This window comes from Nocardia sp. NPDC127606 (genome assembly GCF_042671725.1).
Classification (GTDB): domain Bacteria; phylum Actinomycetota; class Actinomycetes; order Mycobacteriales; family Mycobacteriaceae; genus Nocardia.
In genome coordinates this window covers 417,723-438,255 of the sequence record NZ_JBHXWQ010000005.1, presented here as the reverse complement: position 1 = coordinate 438,255, position 20,533 = coordinate 417,723, and the positions used below count along the sequence as shown (strand labels likewise).

The 20,533-nt window shown below is 70.4% G+C and carries 3 protein-coding genes; all 3 read right to left on the bottom strand.

The annotated features are described in order from the left end of the window. Positions 1 to 45: 45 nt before the first annotated feature. The 3 genes from ACFVJ5_RS24370 to ACFVJ5_RS24360 are packed head-to-tail and all read right to left on the bottom strand — an operon-like array spanning position 46 to position 20,326. Positions 46 to 261, bottom strand: coding sequence for an MbtH family protein (locus tag ACFVJ5_RS24370; RefSeq protein WP_056814159.1), 216 nt, complete (start codon positions 259 to 261; stop codon positions 46 to 48). Then, the gene (locus ACFVJ5_RS24365) at positions 258 to 2,384 is read right to left on the bottom strand and encodes an AMP-binding protein (RefSeq protein WP_379223321.1); all 2,127 of its coding nucleotides are present in this window, start codon (positions 2,382 to 2,384) and stop codon (positions 258 to 260) included. Before ACFVJ5_RS24365 ends, ACFVJ5_RS24370 begins: the two co-directional genes overlap by 4 nt. Beyond that, complete coding sequence (locus tag ACFVJ5_RS24360) at positions 2,384 to 20,326, bottom strand: non-ribosomal peptide synthase/polyketide synthase (RefSeq protein ID WP_379223319.1); 17,943 nt, start codon at positions 20,324 to 20,326, stop codon at positions 2,384 to 2,386. The genes ACFVJ5_RS24365 and ACFVJ5_RS24360 overlap by 1 nt, the downstream gene beginning before the upstream one ends. Positions 20,327 to 20,533: the final 207 nt, after the last annotated feature.

The following is a 20,533-nucleotide window of genomic DNA, read 5'->3' as shown; positions in this document are numbered from 1 at the left end:
CGCAAAGCTAGCCCGACCATCCGACAGATACCCGGACGCCGCAGGTCAGGGTTTGTTGGACATGGCGGCTATCAGGGAGTTGGGGCGCATGTCGAGCCAGTGGGATTCCACGTAGTGGAGACAGGAGGTTCGGGGGGCGGCGCCGAAGGCTACCGACCAGCCGCCGGGGACGGCGGCGAAAGTGGGCCAGAGGGAGTGTTCGCCTTCGGTGTTGACCAGGACGTAGAACTGGGCGTTGTCGTCGTCGAACGGGTTGGTCATGGGGTGGCCTTTCCGAGGAGGGTGCCGAGGTGGGCTAATGCTGCTGGGGTGCCTTCGATTTCGTGGTGGGCGAGCTCGCTCGTGCGGAACAGGCGGTCGCGGTGGGTGGTGCGGACGGGCGCGAAGTGGGGGGTGAAGTCGGTGGTGGTGATGCCGTAGGCGGCGATGAGAGCGGCCAACCGGGTGGGGTCGGGCGGTTCGGTGAGGACGACGGTCGCGCCCACTCGGAGGGGGAGCAGGTAGCCGTGCCAGGCGGTGGCGTCGCCGGTATGGGATTGGTGCAGATAGACATCGCGAGTGGTGAGGTGGTGGCGGGCCTGCATGGCGGTGACCCGGTGCACGGCGGCGGCATGACTGATGGTGACGCTGTGCGTTGCGCCAGGGGGAAACAGCACCAAGGCGGGGTGCTGCGGCAGGATCGGCGTGCGATGTTCGCTGCGGGCGACGGGTTCGCTGGAGTAGGTCGACAGGGACGCGCGGTCGATCGTCACCGTCGGGATGTCGTAGGTGCCGAGGTGTTCGCGGGCGGCGACGGTCAGGGCCAGTGCCGGGTTGACGATCGGTGGGAGCCGGGGGTTCGCGGCATCGATCGGCACCACGGTCCCACCCGCTTTGAGAACCGCGTAGGTCGCGACCACGAACTCGATGGAACGCGGGACATCCACGAGCACAGCCGATTCCGGGCCGATGCCGAGTGCGGTCAGATGCCGGGCGAGCTGATTGGTGCGCCGGTCGAGGTCACCGTAGGTGATGATCGAGGTCGGGCCGTCGGTCGGCGCATGGACGACGGCCGGGTCGAAAGGGGTTGCGGCGGCTTGGGCTTCGAACTCGTCGAGCAGCAGTTCGTCGGCGAGCCCGGTCGAGCGGGCGTAGGGCCCGTCATCGACGCGGCCGACGAATTCGATCTCGGCGGTCCAGGCATCGCCCGGCGGCCTGCGCCGCACGAGGTCGCCGGTGGCGAACATGCGGTCGTCCACCGGACCGATGGGGTTCGCGAGGAAGGTCGCCGCGGTGGCCTGTCTGCCGACGTACCCGCGCGCCAATTGCACACCGGAGACGTAGAGTTCGCCGATCTCGCCGTCGGCGACCGGGCACAGGTGCTCGTCGAGGATCAACAGTTCGACATCGTCGGCGGCCGATCCGAACGGGACCACCTCCAGGTCGGCGCCGGTCACCTCGTGCGCGACGAACTCGCCCGCGGTCTCGGGCCTGCCGTAGACGTGCCACAGGGTCGCGCCGCTCACCGCGCGCAGAGCGGCGGCGGTTTCCGCGAGCAGTGGCCCGCCCGAGCCGAGCACCACGCGCAGCGAGTCCAGACGTTCCTCGGCATCGGGCAGCGCCGCCAGTTCGGCGAGCTCGGCATGATCGAAACATGCCGCGGTCACCTGAGTTTCGGCAATAGCGTCGGCGAGCATCGCCGACGACGAGACCACCAGTGTGGCGCCGGTTTGCAGCGCGAGCAGCATCTCGCCCACCGCGGCCTGTCCGGCCAGCGGTGCGTGCCAGAGCACCGAGTCGCCGATACCGATACCGCACAGTCGCTGGCGCCAGCTCGAATTGGCCTGCGCGGCACGATGTCCGACGACGACGGCGGTCGCGGCAACGACATCGACGACCAGGTAGGCGGGGTTGTCCGCGCCCGGCCCTGGTAGCTCATCGGGGGTGACATCGACGGTGGCGTCGGTGTGCAGGACCGGGAACCCGGCGGGGTGCGGTGTTCCGTCGCTGGTGAGGATCAGGGCGGGCGCGGCCAGCGCGGCAGTGCGTCGTTGCAGGTCAGCGGAGCCCGCGGGGTCGAGCAGAACGAACGCACCGCCCGCGGCGAGCACCGCGTGCACGGCGACCACCAATTCCGCCGAGCGCGGAAGCGACACCGCGACCGTGGTTTCGGGGCCGACGCCGTGCTCGAGGAGAGCAGCGGCCAACGCATCGACTCGCTCGGCCAGTTGGCCGTAGGTGAGACCGATTTCGCCGTCGCGCACGGCGAGGATGTCGGGTTCGCGGTCGGCGTAGGTGGAGAAGGCGGCGAGCAGGGTCGCCGGGTCACGTGGTCGATCGCCGTCCAGGTCACGCAGGAGCGCGGCGAGGGTGGCGGCGGTCGTGACCGAATCCGTGTGCGACATCAGAGTTGTCCTTCCGAGTCGTCAACCGACGCTGTCCCGGCGATTACCGCGGCAGCATCGGTCACCAGTGTTTGCAGAGTGGAAGTGAGACCGGCCGCGCCGAGTGCGGCGAGCACGCCGGGCACGAGGCCGGCCAGCGCGACGTTCACCAACGCTTCAGGTTTCATCTTCGCGCCCATCGCCCTGCTCACCGCGGCGAGCTTGGCGTCGAGTGCTCCGTAGGAGATGGCGTGCTCGCCGTGGGTGAATGCCACGGTCGCCGGCGCGAGCCGAGCTGCCGAGCCGACGAGGCCCGGAAGATCGGCGATTGTGTAGGTGGTCGGGGTCTTTTCGGCGGCGGTGCGCAGGTCGATCGCGCGCACCGCCACGGTGGGGTCGGCGGCGACGGTGGTGAGCACCTTGCGGAATCGCTCGGCCATGGTTCGGACCGTCGACGCGTCGAACAGGTCGGTGGCGTAGCCGAAGTGGACGTCGAGACCGTCCAGCGCACCGTCGTCGCGGTAGCGCTGCAGGGCGGTGAGGTGCAGGTCGAATTTGGCTTCGGTGAGTCCGGGGTCCAAGGTCTGGACGTGTAGGCCGGGTAGCTCGATACCGCCGGGCGGCATGTTCTGGAAGGTCAGCATCACCTGGAACAGCGGGGTGTAGGCGCCGGTACGGGCGCGACCCACGGCATCGACCACCTGCTCGAACGGGACATCGGCATGCGACAGCGCGGCCAGGTCGCGGCGCTTCGCCTGGGCGAGCAGGTCGGTGAACGGCGCACGGGCGTCGACCTCGGTGCGCAGGGCGACGGTGTTGACGAACATGCCGACGAGGTCGTCGAGTTCGCGGGCGCCGCGCCCGGAGACCGGTGCGCCGATGGTGATGTCCGCGCTGCCGGATTGCTTGGCCAGCAGGACTGCCAGTGCGCTGTGGATCAGCGTGAACAGGGTGGTTCCGTTGGTGCGGGCCACGTCGTCGAGGCGAGTGGTGAGTGCGGTATCGATGTCGAATTCGATCGTCGCACCGCGCATTTCACGCCGGGCCGCGCGCGGGCGGTCGGTCGGCAGCGCCATGAGTTCGGGTGCGCCGGCGAGCTCGCGGGTCCAGTAGGCCAGCTGCTGGGTGAGCACGCTGTCGGGGTCGGAATCGGAGCCGAGCAGGTCGCGCTGCCAGGCACTGAAATCGCCGTACTGGATCGTCAGCGGAGCCCAGCCCGGTTCGCGCCCCTGGCTGCGATCCACGTAGGCGCGCACCAGATCCCGGGTGAGCGGGTCGATCGAGTATCCGTCCGCGCTGATGTGGTGCACCACGACGACGAGGACGTGATCGTTGTCGCCGAGGCGGTAGAGGGCGACCCGGATCGGGGGCGCGGCGGTGATGTCGAAGGGCTGCGCGACGAGTGCCGCGATCCGGCTTTCGACATCGGCGGGCGCGACCGGGAGGGGGGTGAGATCGACGGCGGCCGACCAGGCGGGCATCACCTGCTGGACCGGGCCGTCGGTGGTGTCCGGGTAGCGGGTGCGCAGCGTGTCGTGGCGGGCGAGCAGGTCGGCGACGGCCGCCTGCAGGGCGGGCAAGTCGAGCTCGCCGTTCAGGCGGATGGCGGCCGGGATGTGATAGGCCGAGGACTGGGGCGAGAGCTGGTGCAGCACCCACATGCGCTGCTGGGCGGGCGAGAGGACCGCGGGGCCTTCGCCGGTGCGCTTGGTCAGCGGGGGGCGGGCGATGACGCGATCGGCGGTGGCGAGATGTGCGGCCAGCGCGCCGACTGTCGGTGCGTCGAAGACCGCGGCCACCGCGACGTGGACGCCGAGCGCGGCGCCGAGGCGTGCGGCCAGGCGGGTTGCCATCAGCGAGTTGCCGCCGAGGGCGAAGAAATCGTCGTCGAGCCCGGCGCTCGCGCAGCCGATCACCTCGGTGAACGTCTGGGCGACGAGCTGTTCGACCGCGGTGACCGGCGCACGGAAGGCCGCTTCGGCGAACTGCGGTTCGGGCAGCGCCTTCCGGTCGACTTTGCCGTTGGGGTTGAGGGGCAGCGCGTCGAGCACCACCAGCGCGGACGGAACCATGTAGGCGGGCAGGTCGGCGGCGAGTTCACCGCGCAGGCGGGCGGCGACGGCAGGCTCGTCGCCCGGGGTCAGGTCGGCGACCGCCGCGTAGGCGATCAGGCGGGCTCCCGCACGCTCGTCGGTCGTGGCGACCGCGACTGCCGCCCGCACATCGGCGCAGCGCAGCAGGGCTGTTTCGACCTCGCCGAGTTCGATGCGGAAGCCACCGATCTTGACCTGGAAATCGGCGCGCTCGAGGTATTCGAGGGTGCCGTCGGCGCGCCAACGGACGATGTCGCCGGTGCGATACATCCGCGAGCCGGTGTCGGCGAAGGGGTTCGCGACGAACCGGTCGGCGGTGAGGGCGTGGCGCCCGTGGTAGCCGCGGGCGAGCTGATCGCCTGCCAGATAGAGCTCGCCCGCGACGCCGATCGGGACCGGATTCAAGCGGGCGTCGAGAACGTAGAGCGCACTGTTCCAGACCGGAGTACCGATCGGCACGATGTGCGACAGATCCTGGTCCACGTGGTATTCGGTGATCGAGACGGCCGCCTCGGTCGGTCCGTACAGGTTGTGCAGGCCTGCGGTGGTGCCGACGGCACGGAACTCGGTGGCCGTCGCCGCGGGCAGCGCTTCACCGATCGCGAGCAGAGCGCGCAGCGAAACAGGCAGTGCGGGAGTCACTTCGGTCGCCAGCAGCATGCCGACGAGCGAGGGCACGGCGTGCAGGACCGTGACGCCGTGCCGGGTCATGGTGGCACGCAAACGATCCGGGTCGCGTTCGTCGCCGGGACGGGTGACGATCAGGGCACCGCCCGAGGTGAGGGGTGACCAGAACTCCCAGACCGAGAGGTCGAAGGTGGCGGGGGTCTTCACCAGGACCCGGTCGGCGGTGGTCATGGTGAAGCGCTCGTGCAGCCAGCCGAGCTGGTTGACGATCGCGGCGTGCGGGACGGTGACGCCCTTGGGCAGGCCGGTGGAGCCCGAGGTGAAGATGATGTACGCGGGATGCGCGGGGCGCAGCGGGGCGATGCGCTCGGCATCGGTCACCGGCTCCGTCGACAGTTCTCGCAGCGCACGATGATCCAGCTCGAAGACCGGCACGTCCACGGCGATCGGCAGTCCGTCGGCGGCGGTGGTGAGCACGCACAGGGGTGCCGCGGTGGTGACGATGTAGGCGATGCGGTCGGCCGGGTGGTCGGGGTCGATCGGCACGTACGCGCCGCCCGCCCGGACAACGGCGTGCATGGCGATGACGAGGTCGATGCCGCGGCGCATGGCCAGTACGACGGTGCGCTCCGGGCCGACTCCCTCGGCGATCAGGAGCCTGGCGACCCGGTTGACCTGCGCGTCGAAGGTGGCGTAGTCCAGGGACTCGCCGGTTTCGTCGTCTACCAGCGCGAGCGCGTCGGGGGTCAGGTTCGCCTGACGCGCAACCAGTTCGGCGAGGGTGGTGGACTCGACCGGACGGGCGGTGTCGTTCCAGGTTTCGAGCAGCAGCTCACGATCGGCACCGAGCACGTCGAGGTCACCGATGGTGGTCTCCGCCGCGACGCTGACGGATTCGAGGATCCGGCACAGCTGACCGGCGAAGCGTTCGGCTGTTTCGGCATCGAACAGGTCGGTGGCGTAGCCGAGCGCCATCTCGATTCCCGCGGGGGTGCCATCGGCGGTGTAGTTGTCCAGGGCGAACAGGTGCAGGTCGAACTGCGCGACACCGGCATCGAATTCGATACTGGAAACGGTCAGGCCGGGAAGTTCGAGCTGTCCGCGGTCGTGGTTCTGGAACGAGTAGCCGACCTGGAACAGCGGGTGTCGCGCGGTGGAGCGGGCGGGGTTGAGCACCTCGACCAACCGCTCGAACGGCACATCGGCGTGCGAGAACGCGGCGATATCGGCGGTGCGCGCGGTGGCGAGCAGTTCGGTGAACGGCGCGTCGCCCGCGACCGGGGTCCGCAACACGAGGGTGTTGACGAACATGCCGATCACCTCGTCGAGCTCGGCTTCGCCGCGGCCCGCGTTCGGGGTGCCGACGGCGATGTCGGCGGTGCCGCAGATGCGGGCCAGCAGGGCCGCGAACGCCGCGTGCACCACCATGAACAGGGTGGCGCCGTTGTCGCGCCCGAGTGCGGACAGCGCGGCATGCAGGTCGGCGTCGACGGTGAAGCTCACCTTGTCGCCGCGCAGGGTCTGGCGGGCGGGGCGAGGACGGTCGGTCGGCAGGGCCAGCTGATCGGGAAGTCCGGCCAGCTGGGTGTGCCAGCAGCCGACCTGCTGGGCGGCGAGGGATCGCGGGTCGGCTTCGTCGCCGAGCAGGTCACGCTGCCACAGCGCGTAGTCGGCGAACTGCACGGCGGGCGGCGCCCAGCCGGGGGCGGTGTCGGCAAGCCGGGCGGTGTAGGCCCGCATGAGGTCGGCGACGAAGGGGGCGATGGAGGAACCGTCCGCGGCGATGTGGTGCAGGACGCCGGCCAGCACGAATTCGGTGTCGTCCAGCTGGAACAGCCGCATGCGCACCGGGATCTCGGTGGTGACGTCGAAGGTGGTCTCGGCCAGTTCGCGAATCGCGGCGGGAAGCGTGGCTTCGCTGATCGCCACCGGCGTGAGCGCCGATCCGGTGGTGGGCACCGCGGCGGCGACGATCGACTGCACGGGTGTGCCGTCGACCTCGGGGTAGACGGTGCGCAGCGACTCGTGCCGGGCGACCACATCGGCCATCGCGGCCTGCAACGCACCGGTGTCGAGCGCGCCACTCAGCCGCAGCGCGAACGGGATGTTGTAGGCCACCGAGGCGCGGTCGAAGCGGTTGAGGAACCACATCCGCTGCTGGGCCGGGGACAGCGGGAGCAGCTCGGGACGAGCCCGGCCGACCAGCGCGGGTCGATCGACCTTCGACTGGGCGTCGATCGCGGTGGCCAGTTCGGCGACGCTCGGCGCCTCGAACAACGTCCGTACACCCACGCGCCGGTCCAGGGCGGCGCCGATGCGGGCCACGGCCTTGGCTGCCAGCAGCGAGCTGCCGCCGAGGGCGAAGAAGTCGTCGTCGGCGCCGATCGGCCGGTCGTCGGCACGGCCGAGCACCTCGGCGTACACGGCGGCGATGATCTGCTCGGTGACGGTAGCCGGTCTGCGGTAGGTGGTGGTCTCGAAGACGGGGGCGGGCAGGGCCGCGCGATCGAGCTTGCCGTTGACCGTGAGCGGAATGCGCTCGACCGGTACGACGGCGGCCGGGAGCATGTGCTCGGGCAGGGTGCGCGCCAACTCCTTGCGCAGGGCGGCGGTGTCGAGATGGGTGTACTCCCCCACCACGTAGCCCACGATGCGCGGCTCGTCGACGAGGTCGGTCCGCACCAGCACCGCGACTTCGCGAGGCGCGATCGAGCTGTGCAGCAGCGCCGCTTCGATCTCGCCGAGTTCGACACGGAAGCCACGGAGGTTGACCTGCTGGTCGGCGCGGCCGAGGTATTCGAGGTCGACGTGCGTGGTGCGCGACGCCCCGGTGGCGTCGTCGGGCACGACCGTCCAGCGGGCGAGGTCGCCGGACCGGTAGGCGACGGATCCGGGAGGACCGTAGGGGTCGGCGACGAAGCGGCTCGCGGTCAGGTCCGGTCGGCCCAGGTAGCCGCGCGCCAATTGCGGTCCGGAGACATAGATTTCGCCGGGAACGCCGAGCGGGACGGGGCGCAGTCGCGAATCGAGCACGCGCACCGCGAGTCCCGCGAGGGCACCGCCGATCACGCTGGCGGAGCCGGTGTTCGGGGTGATCTCCCGATAGGAGGCGTGGACGGTGGTCTCGGTGATGCCGTACATGTTCACCATGCGAGGCGAGTCCGGGTAGCGGGCGAACCAGCCCGCGAGGCGTTGCGGTTCGAGCGCCTCGCCACCGAAGATCACTGCGCGCAGGGCGTGTTCGGTGGGCGCTGGCGCGGCCAGGTCGGCAGCGATGAGCTGGTAGAACGCTGACGGCGTCTGGTTGAGGACGGTGACGCGCTCGGTCCGGAGCAGTTCGCGGAACTGTTCGGGCGAGCGGGAGGTGAAGTAGTCGACGAGAACGATCGAGCCGCCGTGCAGCAGGGCGCCCCACAGTTCCCACACCGAGAAGTCGAAGGCGTAGGAGTGGAACATCGTCCACACGTCCGACGGGCCGAAGCCGAAGCGTTGCGCGGTGTTGTCCAGCAGCGCGATGACATTCGCGTGCGGCACCACGACACCCTTGGGGCGGCCGGTCGAGCCGGAGGTGTAGATGACGTAGGCGGCGTTGGCGGGATCCAGCGGCGTACGCCGGTCCGCGTCGGTCATGGCTTCGGCGGCGAAGTCGGACAGGTTGGCCGCGGCGGGATCGATGACCGGGCCACCGAACCAGTCGTGGGCCAGGCCGGTGTCGTCGTTGGTGATCGCGCACTGTGGGCGGGCGTCGTCCAGGACGTATTCGATGCGATCGGCGGGGTAGTTGGGGTCGATCGGCAGGTAGCCCCCGCCGGCCTTCAGTACGGCGAGCAGGGCGACCGGCAGCTCCACCGACCGCGGCAGCGCCACCGCTACCAACGATTCCGGGCCGACGCCCGCGGCGACGAGTCGCCGGGCGAGACGGTTGGACCAGGCGTCGAGCTCGCCGTAGGTCAGCGTGCGCTCGCCCGCTTTCACGGCGACGGCGGTGGGGTCGAGGGCGGCGACGCGGGCGAACCGGTCCACCATGGTGTCGGCGGCGGCCACCGATTCGCCGGTGGACGACCAATCGTGCAGGGTGCGCTGCTGTTCTTCGGCGCTGAGCAACTGGATGTCGCCCACCACGACGGTCGGGTCGGCGACGACGGCGGCCAGCACCTGGGTGAAACGACGGGCCAGCACCGCGACGCTGCCCTCGTCGAACAGATCGGTGGCATAGGCGATTTCGATGGCCATGCCGTTCGCGCGTCCGTCGATGTCGTCGGATTCACCGAGGGTGAACTGCAGGTCGAACTTCGCCACGGCGGCATCGAAATCGACGGGCTCCACGCGCAGGTCCGCGGCTTCCAGCGCGGGGACGGTGAAGTTCTGTAGCGCCAGCGCCACCTGGAACAGGGGATGGCGGTTGCGGGCTCGCGCCGGGTCGATGGCATCGACGACCTGCTCGAACGGGACGTCGGCGTGCGAGAGGGCATCGAGGTCGCCCGCACGGACGGCATCGAGGGTGGTTTCGAATTCGGCGCGCGGGTCGATCTGGGTGCGCAGCACCAGGGTGTTGACGAACATGCCGATCAGCCCGTCGAGGGCGGCCTCGCCGCGGCCCGCGACCGGTGTGCCGATGGCGATGTCGCTGCCGCCGGACAGTCGGGCCAGCAGTACAGCGAGTGCGGCGTGCACCGTGCTGAACAGGGTTGCCTCGTGCTTGCGCGCGAGTTCGCGCAGTTCACTGTGCAGATCGGAGTCGATCTGGAAGCGGTGGACGGCGCCGCGGAAGGTCGACTCGGCGGGACGGGGACGGTCGGTGGGCAGGTCGAGCTGCTCGGGGAGACCGGCGAGGCCATGGCGCCAGAACGCCAGTTGGGTGTGCGCGAGCGACGCGGGATCGGCTGTCTCGCCCAGGTTTTCGTGCTGCCAGAGGGCGTAGTCGGCGTACTGGACGGGCAGCGGCGTCCAGGTGGGGGTGGCGCCCTCGCGACGGGCGGCGTAGGCGGCCATCAGGTCGGCGGCCAGCGGGCCGAGCGAGAAGCCGTCGGCGGCGATGTGGTGGACCACCAGGACCAGCACGTGGTCGGTGTTCAGCGCGAACAAGGCCGCGCGGAGCGGGATCTCGGCGGTGAGGTCGAATCGGACCGCGGCGCAGGACAGCAGGCGTTCGGGCAGTTCCGTCTCGGTGATCGCCTCGGGCCGCAGAGTGATCTCGGCGGGGTCCGAGATCAGCTGTTCGGCGCCCTCCGGCCCCTCCGGGTAGCTGGTTCGCAAGGTTTCGTGCCGGGCGACCACATCGGCGAGGGCGGCTTCGAGGGCGGCGAGGTCGAGGTCGCCGGTGAGCCGCAGCGCGACGGGGATGTTGTCGACAGCGTCGCCGATGCCGTCGACGTCGGCGAGGTAGCGATTGAGAAACCACATCCGGCGCTGCGCCGCGGACAGCGGAATCCGCCGGGGGCGTTCACGAGTGGTGAGTTCGAGCCGGCCGCCTGCGCCGCGCAGGGCGGTGCACCGGTCGGCCAGGTCGGCCACCGTCGGTGCGTCGAACAGCAGCCGGACCGGGATCTGGGTGTCGAGGGCGGCGCCGAGGCGGGCCGCGACCTGGGTGGCGTTGAGCGAGTTGCCGCCGAGGGCGAAGAAGTCGTCGTCGAGACCGACTTCACGATCGGCGGGGAAGCCGAGCACCGTGGCGAAGGTGGCCGCGACGATGCGAGCGACCTCGGTGGACGGCGCGCGGAAGACGGCCGCCTCGAAACTCGGTGCGGGGAGCGCCTTTCGATCGAGCTTGCCGGACGAGTTGAGCGGGAACTCGTCGAGGACGACGAAAGCCGAGGGAACCATGTAGGCGGGCAGGGTGCGGATGAGCGTGGACTTCACCGCATCCACGTCGACATGCTGTGCGGCAACGAGATACGCGACCAGGGTCTCGTCGCGGACGATCACCGCGGCCTGGGTGATCTCGGAAACCCCGGAGAGCACGGCTTCGATCTCGCCGAGTTCGATCCGCAGACCACGCAGTTTCACCTGGAAGTCGGTGCGGCCCAGGTACTCCAGCTCACCGGTCGACGCCCAGGTGACGAGGTCGCCGGTGCGGTACATGCGCTCGGCGGGGGTGAACGGGTTGGCGACGAAGCGGTCGGCGGTGAGGTCGACGCGGCCCGCGTAGCCGCGAGCGAGCTGCGCGCCTGCCAGGTACAGCTCGCCCGGGACACCGACGGGGACCGGGCGCAGGCGGCTGTCGAGGACGTAGACCTGGGTGTTGTGCACAGGCGCGCCGATCGGCACGGTGACGGTATCGGCGTCGATCACCTCGTGGAAGGTCACGTCTACCGCGGCCTCGGTGGGGCCGTACAGGTTGTGCACAGCCGTCCCGGTGAGCCGACGCAGCAGCTGGGCGGGCGCGGGCGCCAGCGCCTCGCCGGAGGCGAACACCAGACGCAGCGACGCACAGATCCCGGCGGCCCGCGTGGTCGCTCCGTCGGCGTGCGCGCTGTCGAGCGCCGCGACGAAGACCGACAGCATCGACGGGACGAAGTGGGCGACGGTGATCTGCTCCTCGGTGATCAGCCGGGTCAGGTAGGCGGGGTCGCGGTGACCGTCCGGGCGGGCGAGCACGAGACGGGCGCCGATCTGCAAGGGCCAGAAGAACTCCCAGACCGAGACGTCGAAGGTGGCCGGGGTCTTCTGCAGCACGGCGTCGTCGGGGGTGAGCCGGTAGGCGTCCTGCATCCACACCAGACGGTTGACGATCGCGGCGTGGGAGACGACGACGCCCTTGGGCTTGCCGGTGGAGCCGGAGGTGAAGATCAGGTAGGCGGCGTTGTCCCGGGTCAGGGTGGCCAGTCGGTCGGCGTCGGTGATCGGCTCGGCCGAGTAGTCGGTGGTGTCGATCTGCTCGAGATCGAGAACAGCGCACTGTTCGCCCGCCGACTCCATGCCGGTGAGATCGAGGTCGTCGCTCAGGCGGGTCAGTACGCAGACCGGGTCGGCGGCGGCGATCACCTGGGCGATGCGCTCGGCCGGGTGCTCCGGATCGAGGGGGACGTAGGCGCCACCGGCGGCGATGACGGCGTACATCGCGACGACCGAGTCGATCGAACGGTGCATGCCGAGAGCCACGGTGCGGTCGGCGCGCACGCCGATCGAGATCAGCAGGCGGGCAAGCCGGTTCACCTCGGCGGCGAACTCGGAATAGCTCAGCGATTCGCCCGCGAGGGTCACCGCGGTCGCGTGCGGGGTGCGCTCGGCCTGCGCCGCGAACAGCGATGCCAGCGTCATGCGCTCGTCGACCGGGTACTCGGTGGCGTTCCAGGTGTCGAGCACGCGAATGCGCTCGTCGGTGTCGAGGAGGTCGATGTCGCCGATCACGACGTTGGGATCGGCGGTCACCGTATCCAGCGTCCGCAGGAAGCGGGTGCCGAAATCTGTGATGGTCTGCCCGTCGAAGAGGTCGGTCGCGTACTCGAAGCGGGCGAGCAGGCCGTCGGCGGTCTCGCGCAGGGTGAGGTGCAGGTCGAATTTGGCGGTGTGGGTGTCGATCTCGATTTCCGAGGCGGTCAGGCCCGCGAGTTCGAGTTCGGTTCGGGAGTTGTTCTGGAAGTCGAGCATCACCTGGAACAGCGGGTGCCGGGCGGTCGAGCGTTCGGGGTTGAGCACCTCGACGAGCCGGTCGAAGGTGACCTCGGCGTTGGCGAGGGCGCGCAGGTCGCTGTCGCGGACCGTGCCGAGCAGCTCGGCGAAGGTGGCGTCGGGGCGGATCCGGGTGCGCAGCACCAGCGTGTTGACGAACATGCCGACCAGGTCGTCGAGCGCCTGGTCACCGCGACCGGCGACCGGTGTGCCGATCGAGATGTCCTGCTGGCCCGACAGTTCGGTGAGGGTGGTGGCGAAGGCGGTGTGCAGCACCATGAACAGCGAGGCATTGGCTCGCGCGCCGATGCCGCGCAGTCGCTCGGTGATCTCGGCGGGCACCGTGAAGGCTTGGCGCGCACCGCGACCCGAGGCCACGGCCGGGCGCGGTCGATCACTCGGCAGCGAGAGCAGGTCGGGCAGGTCGGCCAGTTCCGTCGTCCAGAACGCGAGCTGGCGCGACAGGGCGGAATCGGCGTCGTCCTCGGCGCCGAGCGCGTCGCGCTGCCAGAGGGCGAAGTCGGCGTACTGCACCGGCAGCGGCGTCCACTGGGGCGCGGCGCCGGCCAGGTGGGCGGCGTAGGCGACCATCACATCGCGGGTCAGTGGTGCGACGGACCAGCCGTCGGCGGCGATGTGGTGCAGCACGAGGACGAGGACGTGCTCGTCGGCGCCGGTGTGCAGCAGGTGCAGGCGGACCGGGGGTTCCTGGTCCACCGCGAACGGGACGGCGGCCAGCGCGCGGATCCGGCTGTCGAGGTCGACCGGGGCGATCGCGTGCGGTTCGAGGGTGATCGTCAGCTGGTCGGCGGCGAGCACCTGCTGGAACGGGATGCCGTCGACGGCGGGATAGCGGGTCCGCAGCGCCTCGTGCCTGGCGAAGACCGCGGCGACGGCCGTGTTCATCGCGGCGTAGTCGATGACGCCGGTGAGGCGGATGGCGGCGGCGATATTGTCGGCGACCGATTCGGCGTCGAACTGGTTCAGGAACCACATGCGCTGTTGGGCGTAGGACAGCGGAATCCGGTGCGGCCGTTCGCCTGCCACCAGCGCGGGCCTGGGCGCGACCGCGTCCGCGGCGCCGAGCAGGGCGGCGAGCGCGGTGACGGTCGGCGCCTCGAACAGCGACTTCAGCGAGACCGTGCGGCCGAGCGCGGTGCCCAGACGCGACACCACCTGGGTGGCGACAAGAGAGTTGCCGCCGAGGGCGAAGAAGTCGTCGTCGGCGCCGATCTGCGCGACCCCGAGCACCTCGCCGAACATCTCGGCCACCACGGACTCGGTACCGGCGGCGGGCGCGCGGAACGAACGCGCGGCGAACACCGGCTCCGGCAGGGCCTTGCGGTCGAGCTTGCCGTTGGGGGTGAGCGGCAGGGCATCGAGCACCACGAACGCGGACGGCACCATGTGCGCGGCGAGGGTGGCGCGCAGGCCGGCGGCGATCGCATCGACGTCGATCAGCTCGCCGGACTCGGCGGGCACGACGTAAGCGACGAGTTGATCACCGCGGTGCGCGTCGGCGCGCACCAGCACCACGGCCTGGCGAACCGAGGGCCGGTCGAGCAGGGTGGATTCGACTTCGCCGAGTTCGATGCGGAAACCCCGGAGTTTGACCTGGTCGTCGTTGCGGCCCAGGTAGTCGAGGGTGCCCTCGGGAGTCCAGCGGACCAGGTCTCCGGTGCGGTACATGCGCTCGGACGACGCCCACGGGCAGGCGACGAAGCGGGTCGCGGTGAGCGCGGCGCGGGAGCGATAGCCGCGCGCGACCTGGGCACCCGCGACGTACAGCTCGCCCGCGACGCCGACCGGGACCGGCCGCAGCCGGGAGTCGAGGACCCACTGGGTGATGCCGCGCAGCGGCGTGCCGAGGGTCAACGGGGAATCGGCGGTGAGCGGGGCGCTGATGTTGGTGGCGACCGTGGTCTCGGAGGGGCCGTAGGCGTTCACGAACGCGCGGGAAACGGGTCCGGCGGTCCAGCGGGCGATCAGGTCGGGCGGGCACGCTTCGCCGCCGACCATCACCATGCGAAGGGCGTCGAGCGGGGCGGGGTCGAGCACGGCCAAGCCGGACGGAGTCATCAGCGCGTGCGTGACGCGTTGCTCCGAAAGCAGTTGGGCCAGTTCGGCTCCCACGTGTCGCCCGTGCGGGGCGATCACCAGGGTCGCGGCGGAATTCACCGCGAGCAGCAATTCCATCACCGAGATGTCGAAGGACGGGGAGCCGACCTGGAGGATGCGGGCGTCGGCGGTGCCGAACATGCGCGCCGTCTCCTCGGCGGCGAAACCGGCGATACCCGCCTGGGTGACGAGCACGCCCTTGGGCAGGCCGGTCGAGCCGGAGGTGTAGATGACGTAGGCGAGGTGCTGGGCGCGCAGGGTGCGCACACGGTCGAAGTCGGTGACGGGATCGCTGGAACGCCCGGCGCATTCGGCCATCAGCTTCAGCTCGTCGAGGACCAGCCAGTCGATCGGGCCGGGCAGCGCGGACTGCGACTCGGACACTGTAAGACCCAGCCGGGCACCGGAATCGGTCACCATATGGGTGATCCGATCGAGCGGGTAGCTCGGGTCGACGGGCAACCAGGCGGCACCGGACTTGGCGATCGCCCACACCGCGAGAACCGACTCGATGGAGCGGGGGATGCCGACGGCGATCACGTCGTCGGGGCCGACGCCGCTGTCGATGAGGACCCTGGCCAGGCGTGACGACGCCCGGTCGAGTTCGCGGTAGGTGAGGGTGCGGTCGCCGTCGGTGACGGCGTCGCGATCCGGGTCGGCGGCGACCGCGGTGGCGAGGAGGTCGGGTAGCAGACCGGTGGCGGTGACCGGGGCGCCGCGCATACCGGTGAGCTGGGAATACTCGGGCGCCGACAGCAGCGGTAGGTCGCCGACCGCGGTATTCGGAGCGGCGACAGCCGCGGCGAGTAGTCGCACGAAACGCGCACCGAGAGCACGCATCTCGGACTCGTCGAACAGGTCGGCGGCGTACAGGGTGACGGCGTCGATGCCCGCGGGTTCGCCTGCGGCGCCGCGTCGTTCGGCGAGGGTGAGCTGTAGGTCGAACTTGGTGATGTCGAGCTCGATCTCGCGCACCGTCACCGACGAGCCCGCCAGGTCGAAGGTGGTGTCGAGGACGGCCTGGAAGTTCAGCGCCACCTGGAACAGCGGGTGCCGGGACTGCGAGCGAGCCGGGTTGACGACGTCGACCAGGCGATCGAAGGGAACGGTGGCGTGCGCGAAGGCGGCCAGGTCGGTTTCGCGGGTGTGCTCGAGCGCGGCGATGAAGCTCGCGGCGGGGTCGACCTCGGTGCGCAGCACCAGGGTGTTGACGAACATGCCGATCAGGTCGTCGATGGCGCGGTCGCCGCGGCCCGCGACGCCGGTGCCGATGGCGATGTCGGTGGTGCCGGACAGGCGCGCGAGGAGCACCGACAGCGCGGTGTGCACAACCATGAACAGCGAGGCGCCTGCCCGCTGGGCCAGGTCGGCGAGCTGACGGTGCAGGTCGGCGTCGATGGTGAAGGCGGTGCGGGCGCCGCGCATGCTCGGCTCGATCGGCCGCTGGCGGGCCGAGGGCAGCTCGAGCTGGTCGGGCAGTCCCGCGAGAGTCCGCTCCCAGAAGGCGATTTCGCGGGAGGCCAGCGACTGCGGATCGGTTTCGGCACCGAGGAGCTCGCGCTGCCAGAGGGCGTAGTCGGGGTACTGCACGCTCAGCGGCGACCAGCCGGGGTCGACGCCGTCGGTGGCGGCACGGTAGGCGGTGAGAACGTCTCGGACGAGCACCTGCAGCGAAACACCGTCTGCCGCAATATGATGCAGCACGACAGCGAGGACACACTCCCCCGCCGCGGCGCTCGATCGCCGCGGCGCCGAGTTGTCCACAGTTGTGTCGGCGGCCTCCGGAACAACGAAGATGCCCGCACGCACCGGTGCTTCGCGTTCGAGATCGAACCCGGTGCGCGCGAATCGGGTCAGCTCCGCGTCGAGGTCGGCGGCCGGGACTTCGGTGGGGTCGCCGATGCGGACCAGCCCGGCGTCGCGGACGACCTGCTCGGCCACCTCACCACCGGGGGTGTCGACCGCGGGGAACACGGTGCGCAGCGCCTCGTGGCGGTCGACTACCGCGTGCAGGGCCGCGACCAGGGCGGGCAGATCGGCGGTACCGCGCAGGCGGACGACGAACGGCATGTTGTAGCCGGGCGCCGTGGGATCGAAGCGGTTGAGGAACCAGATCCGTTGCTGCGCGGGCGACAGCGGGATCAGCGCCGGGCGGGGACCAGCGGTGAGCACCGGGAGCTGAGCCGAGACACCGGTGTCGGCGCGATCGGCGATGGCGGCGGCGAGGCGGGCGACGGTGGTCGCGCCGAACAGATCGCGCACGCCGAGGCGGCAGCCGAGGTCGGCGCCGAGGCGAGCCGCGACCTGGGTGGCGACCAGGCTGTTGCCGCCGAGGGCGAAGAAGTCGTCGTCGCGGCCGACGCGGTCGAGGCCGAGGACCTCGCCGAACACCCTGGCCACCGTCTGCTCCACCGGGCCGACAGGTTCGGCGTAGGTGACGACGGTGCGGGCGGGGGCGGGCAGGGCCTTGCGATCCAGCTTGCCCGACGCGTTCACCGGAAGGGTCTCGAGCAGCACGAAGGCCGCCGGCACCATGTATGCGGGCAGCGCCCGCAGCGCGGTCTCGCGCAGATCGTCGATCGCCACCGAGCCCGGCTCGGCTTCCACGACGTAGGCGACCAGCTGCTCGCCGACGCCCGCGTCGTCACGGACCATCACCACGGCGCGCGCCGCGGAGTCCACGCTCTCCAACACGGCCTCGATCTCGCCGAGCTCGATCCGCAGGCCGCGCAGTTTCACCTGAAAGTCGGTGCGCCCCAGGTATTCCAGCTCGCCGTTGGTGGTCCAGCGAACCAGGTCACCGGTGCGGTACATCCGCTCACCCGGCAGTGGATGCGTAACAGCGCTGCCGGCCCCGCCATCGGACATCAGGCGCCCGGAGTCGGCGGCGACCACCGCGGGCGCGGCGACGAAACGTCCGGCGGTGAGCTCGGGACGTCCGACATAACCCCGGGCGAGCTGTACCCCCGACAGATACAGCTCACCCGGAGCCCCGACCGGAACGGGCCGCAGCCGTGAGTCGAGAACATGGAGCCGGGTGTTGAACACCGGCGCGCCGATCGGCACCGTGACCCGGTCGCTGTCGTTCACCTCGTGGAAGGTGACGTCGACGGCGGCCTCGGTCGGGCCGTAGAGATTGTGCAGGCGAGCACCCGTCAGCAGCCGCAGCCGCTGGGCCGGCGCGGCGGACAGTGCCTCACCGGACGCGAAGACCAGCCGCAGCGAGGTGCGCTCGGCGATTTCCTGTTGGGCCAGAAACACTTCGAGCATCGACGGCACGAAATGCGCGACGGTGACGCCATATTCGGCGATCACGCGGCGCAGGTAGCCGGGATCACGGTGGCCGTCGGGCTCGGCGAGCAGCAGCGTCGCGCCGATCTGCAAGGGCCAGAAGAACTCCCACACCGAGACGTCGAAGGTCATCGGGGTCTTCTGCAGCACCACATCGACCCCGTGCAGGCGGTAGGTGTGCTGCATCCAGACGAGGCGGTTCACGATCGCGGCGTGCTCGACCGCGACGCCCTTGGGCAGACCGGTGGAGCCGGAGGTGAAGATGACGTAGGCGGGATGTTCGGGGCGCAGCGGCGCGGTGCGGTCGGCGTCGGTCAGCGGGGCGTCGTCGTAGTCGCTCAGATCGAGGTCGTCGACAGCCAGCACCGGCAGCCCGTCGACGGGCGCACCGTCGCGGGTGGTCGTGAGCACGGCCGCCGGGGCGGCGGTGGCGAGGATGTGCGCGATGCGCTCGGCCGGATGATCCGGGTCGATCGGCACGTAGGCCGCGCCCGCGGCGAGCACCGCGTACATCGCCACCACCAGCTCGGGCGAACGCCGAATACTCAGCGCCACCAGCGATTCCGGTCCGATGCCGTCCGCGCGCAGCCGCCGGGCCAGCCGATTGACGCGCTGCGCCAGCTCGCGATAGGTGAGGGTCATGCCCTCGGAAGCCACGGCGGCGGCATCCCGAACAGCGTCGGTGCGCGAGGACGTCGCCATCCGCACGGCCACGTCGTCGGGGGTGCGCGCGACCTGGGCCTCGAACATGGCGGGCAGCGTCGCGGCCCGCACCGAACGCTCGGCCAGCGCGGCGTCCACGTCGAACCGGGTGGAGTTCCAGATCCGGGTGCTGACCTGCAGTTCCAGCTCGGTCGCGACCTCGATCGCGCCGAGCGCGGTGTCGAGGTCGGTAGCGGCCAGGCGCTCGAGGAAGCCGAGGAAGCGGGCGTGGTGCCTGGCCAGGGTGTCGGCGTCGTAGAGGTGCGGGTTGGCCTCGAAATCGACGTGCACCCGGTCGCGGTCGCCGTAGTAGACGTTGAGACTCAGGTCTTCGATCGGTCCGGTGGACAGCACCCGGTAGCGACCGGTGGTGGTGCCGAGGGTGAGGTCACTACGGAAGAGCATGAAGTTGGCGAGCGGGCCGAACAGCGCGCGCCGGGCGGGGCGGCCGTCGTCCTCGGCGTCGCGGCGGATGTCCTCGGCGCGGTAGCGCTGATGACGCAGCGCACCCGCCACCTCGACCCGGGCCGCGCGCAGCAGCTCACCCCAGGTGGCGGGTGAGCCCGCCGCGCCCGTCGGCAGTCGCAGCGGCACGATATTGGACAGCATCCCCGCCGAGCGGCGCATGACCGCGGTGGTGCGGGCGGTGACAGGCAGGCTCAGCACCGCGTCCGGTCGGTCGGTGAGGCGGCCCAGATAGGCGGCGAAGGCTGCCAGCAGTACCGCGGAGATGGTCGAATCATCGCTGGCGGCAATGGTTTCCAGCCGATCGACCAGCTTTTCCGACAGGCGCCCGCCGGTCACCAGATTGATCGCCGAACGCGGCGCGGTGCGGCCGTCGAGCGCGGTGGGGCTGTCCAGGCCCGCGATCCGCTGAGCCCAGTGCTCACGATCGCCGACGAAACGGGTGCTCTCGCGGTAGCGCTGTTCGCCTTCGACCAGCGCCGACAGTTCGCCGGGCACCACTTCGCGCGCCGGGGTACCGAGCATCCGCGCGGTGTAGAGCTCGGCGATGCGCTGGGAGTTGGTGAACGCGCCGTACCCGTCGAGCACGATGTGGTGGCCGCGCAGGTACCAGAACCAGCGGGTCTCGCCGACGCGCAGTACCGCGCCCGCCACCAGTCGGTCGGTGAGCAGGTCGATGGGGGCGCCGAATTCCGCGCGCATCCATTCCTGCGCGGCGGCCACGGGGTCGTCGTGGTGGCGCAGATCGATCAGCGGCAGCTCCTGCTCGACCGCGATGGTGTGGTCGACGTACTGGTGCGGGACACCGTCGAACTCGCCGATACGCACCAGCGGCGAACCGTAGGCGTGCGCGGCCTCGGCCGTAACCTGCTGCAGCACACCGGCATCGAGCTCGCCGTCGATATCGACGTACTGGGCGATGGTGATCGGGACATCGGGGTCGAGCAGCTGTGCGTACCAGACACCCAGCTGGGCCGGGGTCAGCGGAAACGGCAGACCGACGACCCGTGCTTCCTGTGGTCGCGCACTGAACCCACCCAACTCCGTACCGTGCACCAGAGCCTCCTCGTATCGCGAAAAAACAGCAGATCGAATGTTTTCGGGCAGCACGAATACACCTCGCGCAGCGAAAGATTCGATATGAACGCGGTGGGCGTGACGCCACACTCGCGCAAGATCCCCGACAGATCATGTGGACGAGATCGACGACCGAGGGGTCGCCGAGGCAACGGACCATTCGTCCGTCGCGGGTGCCTAGCTGTT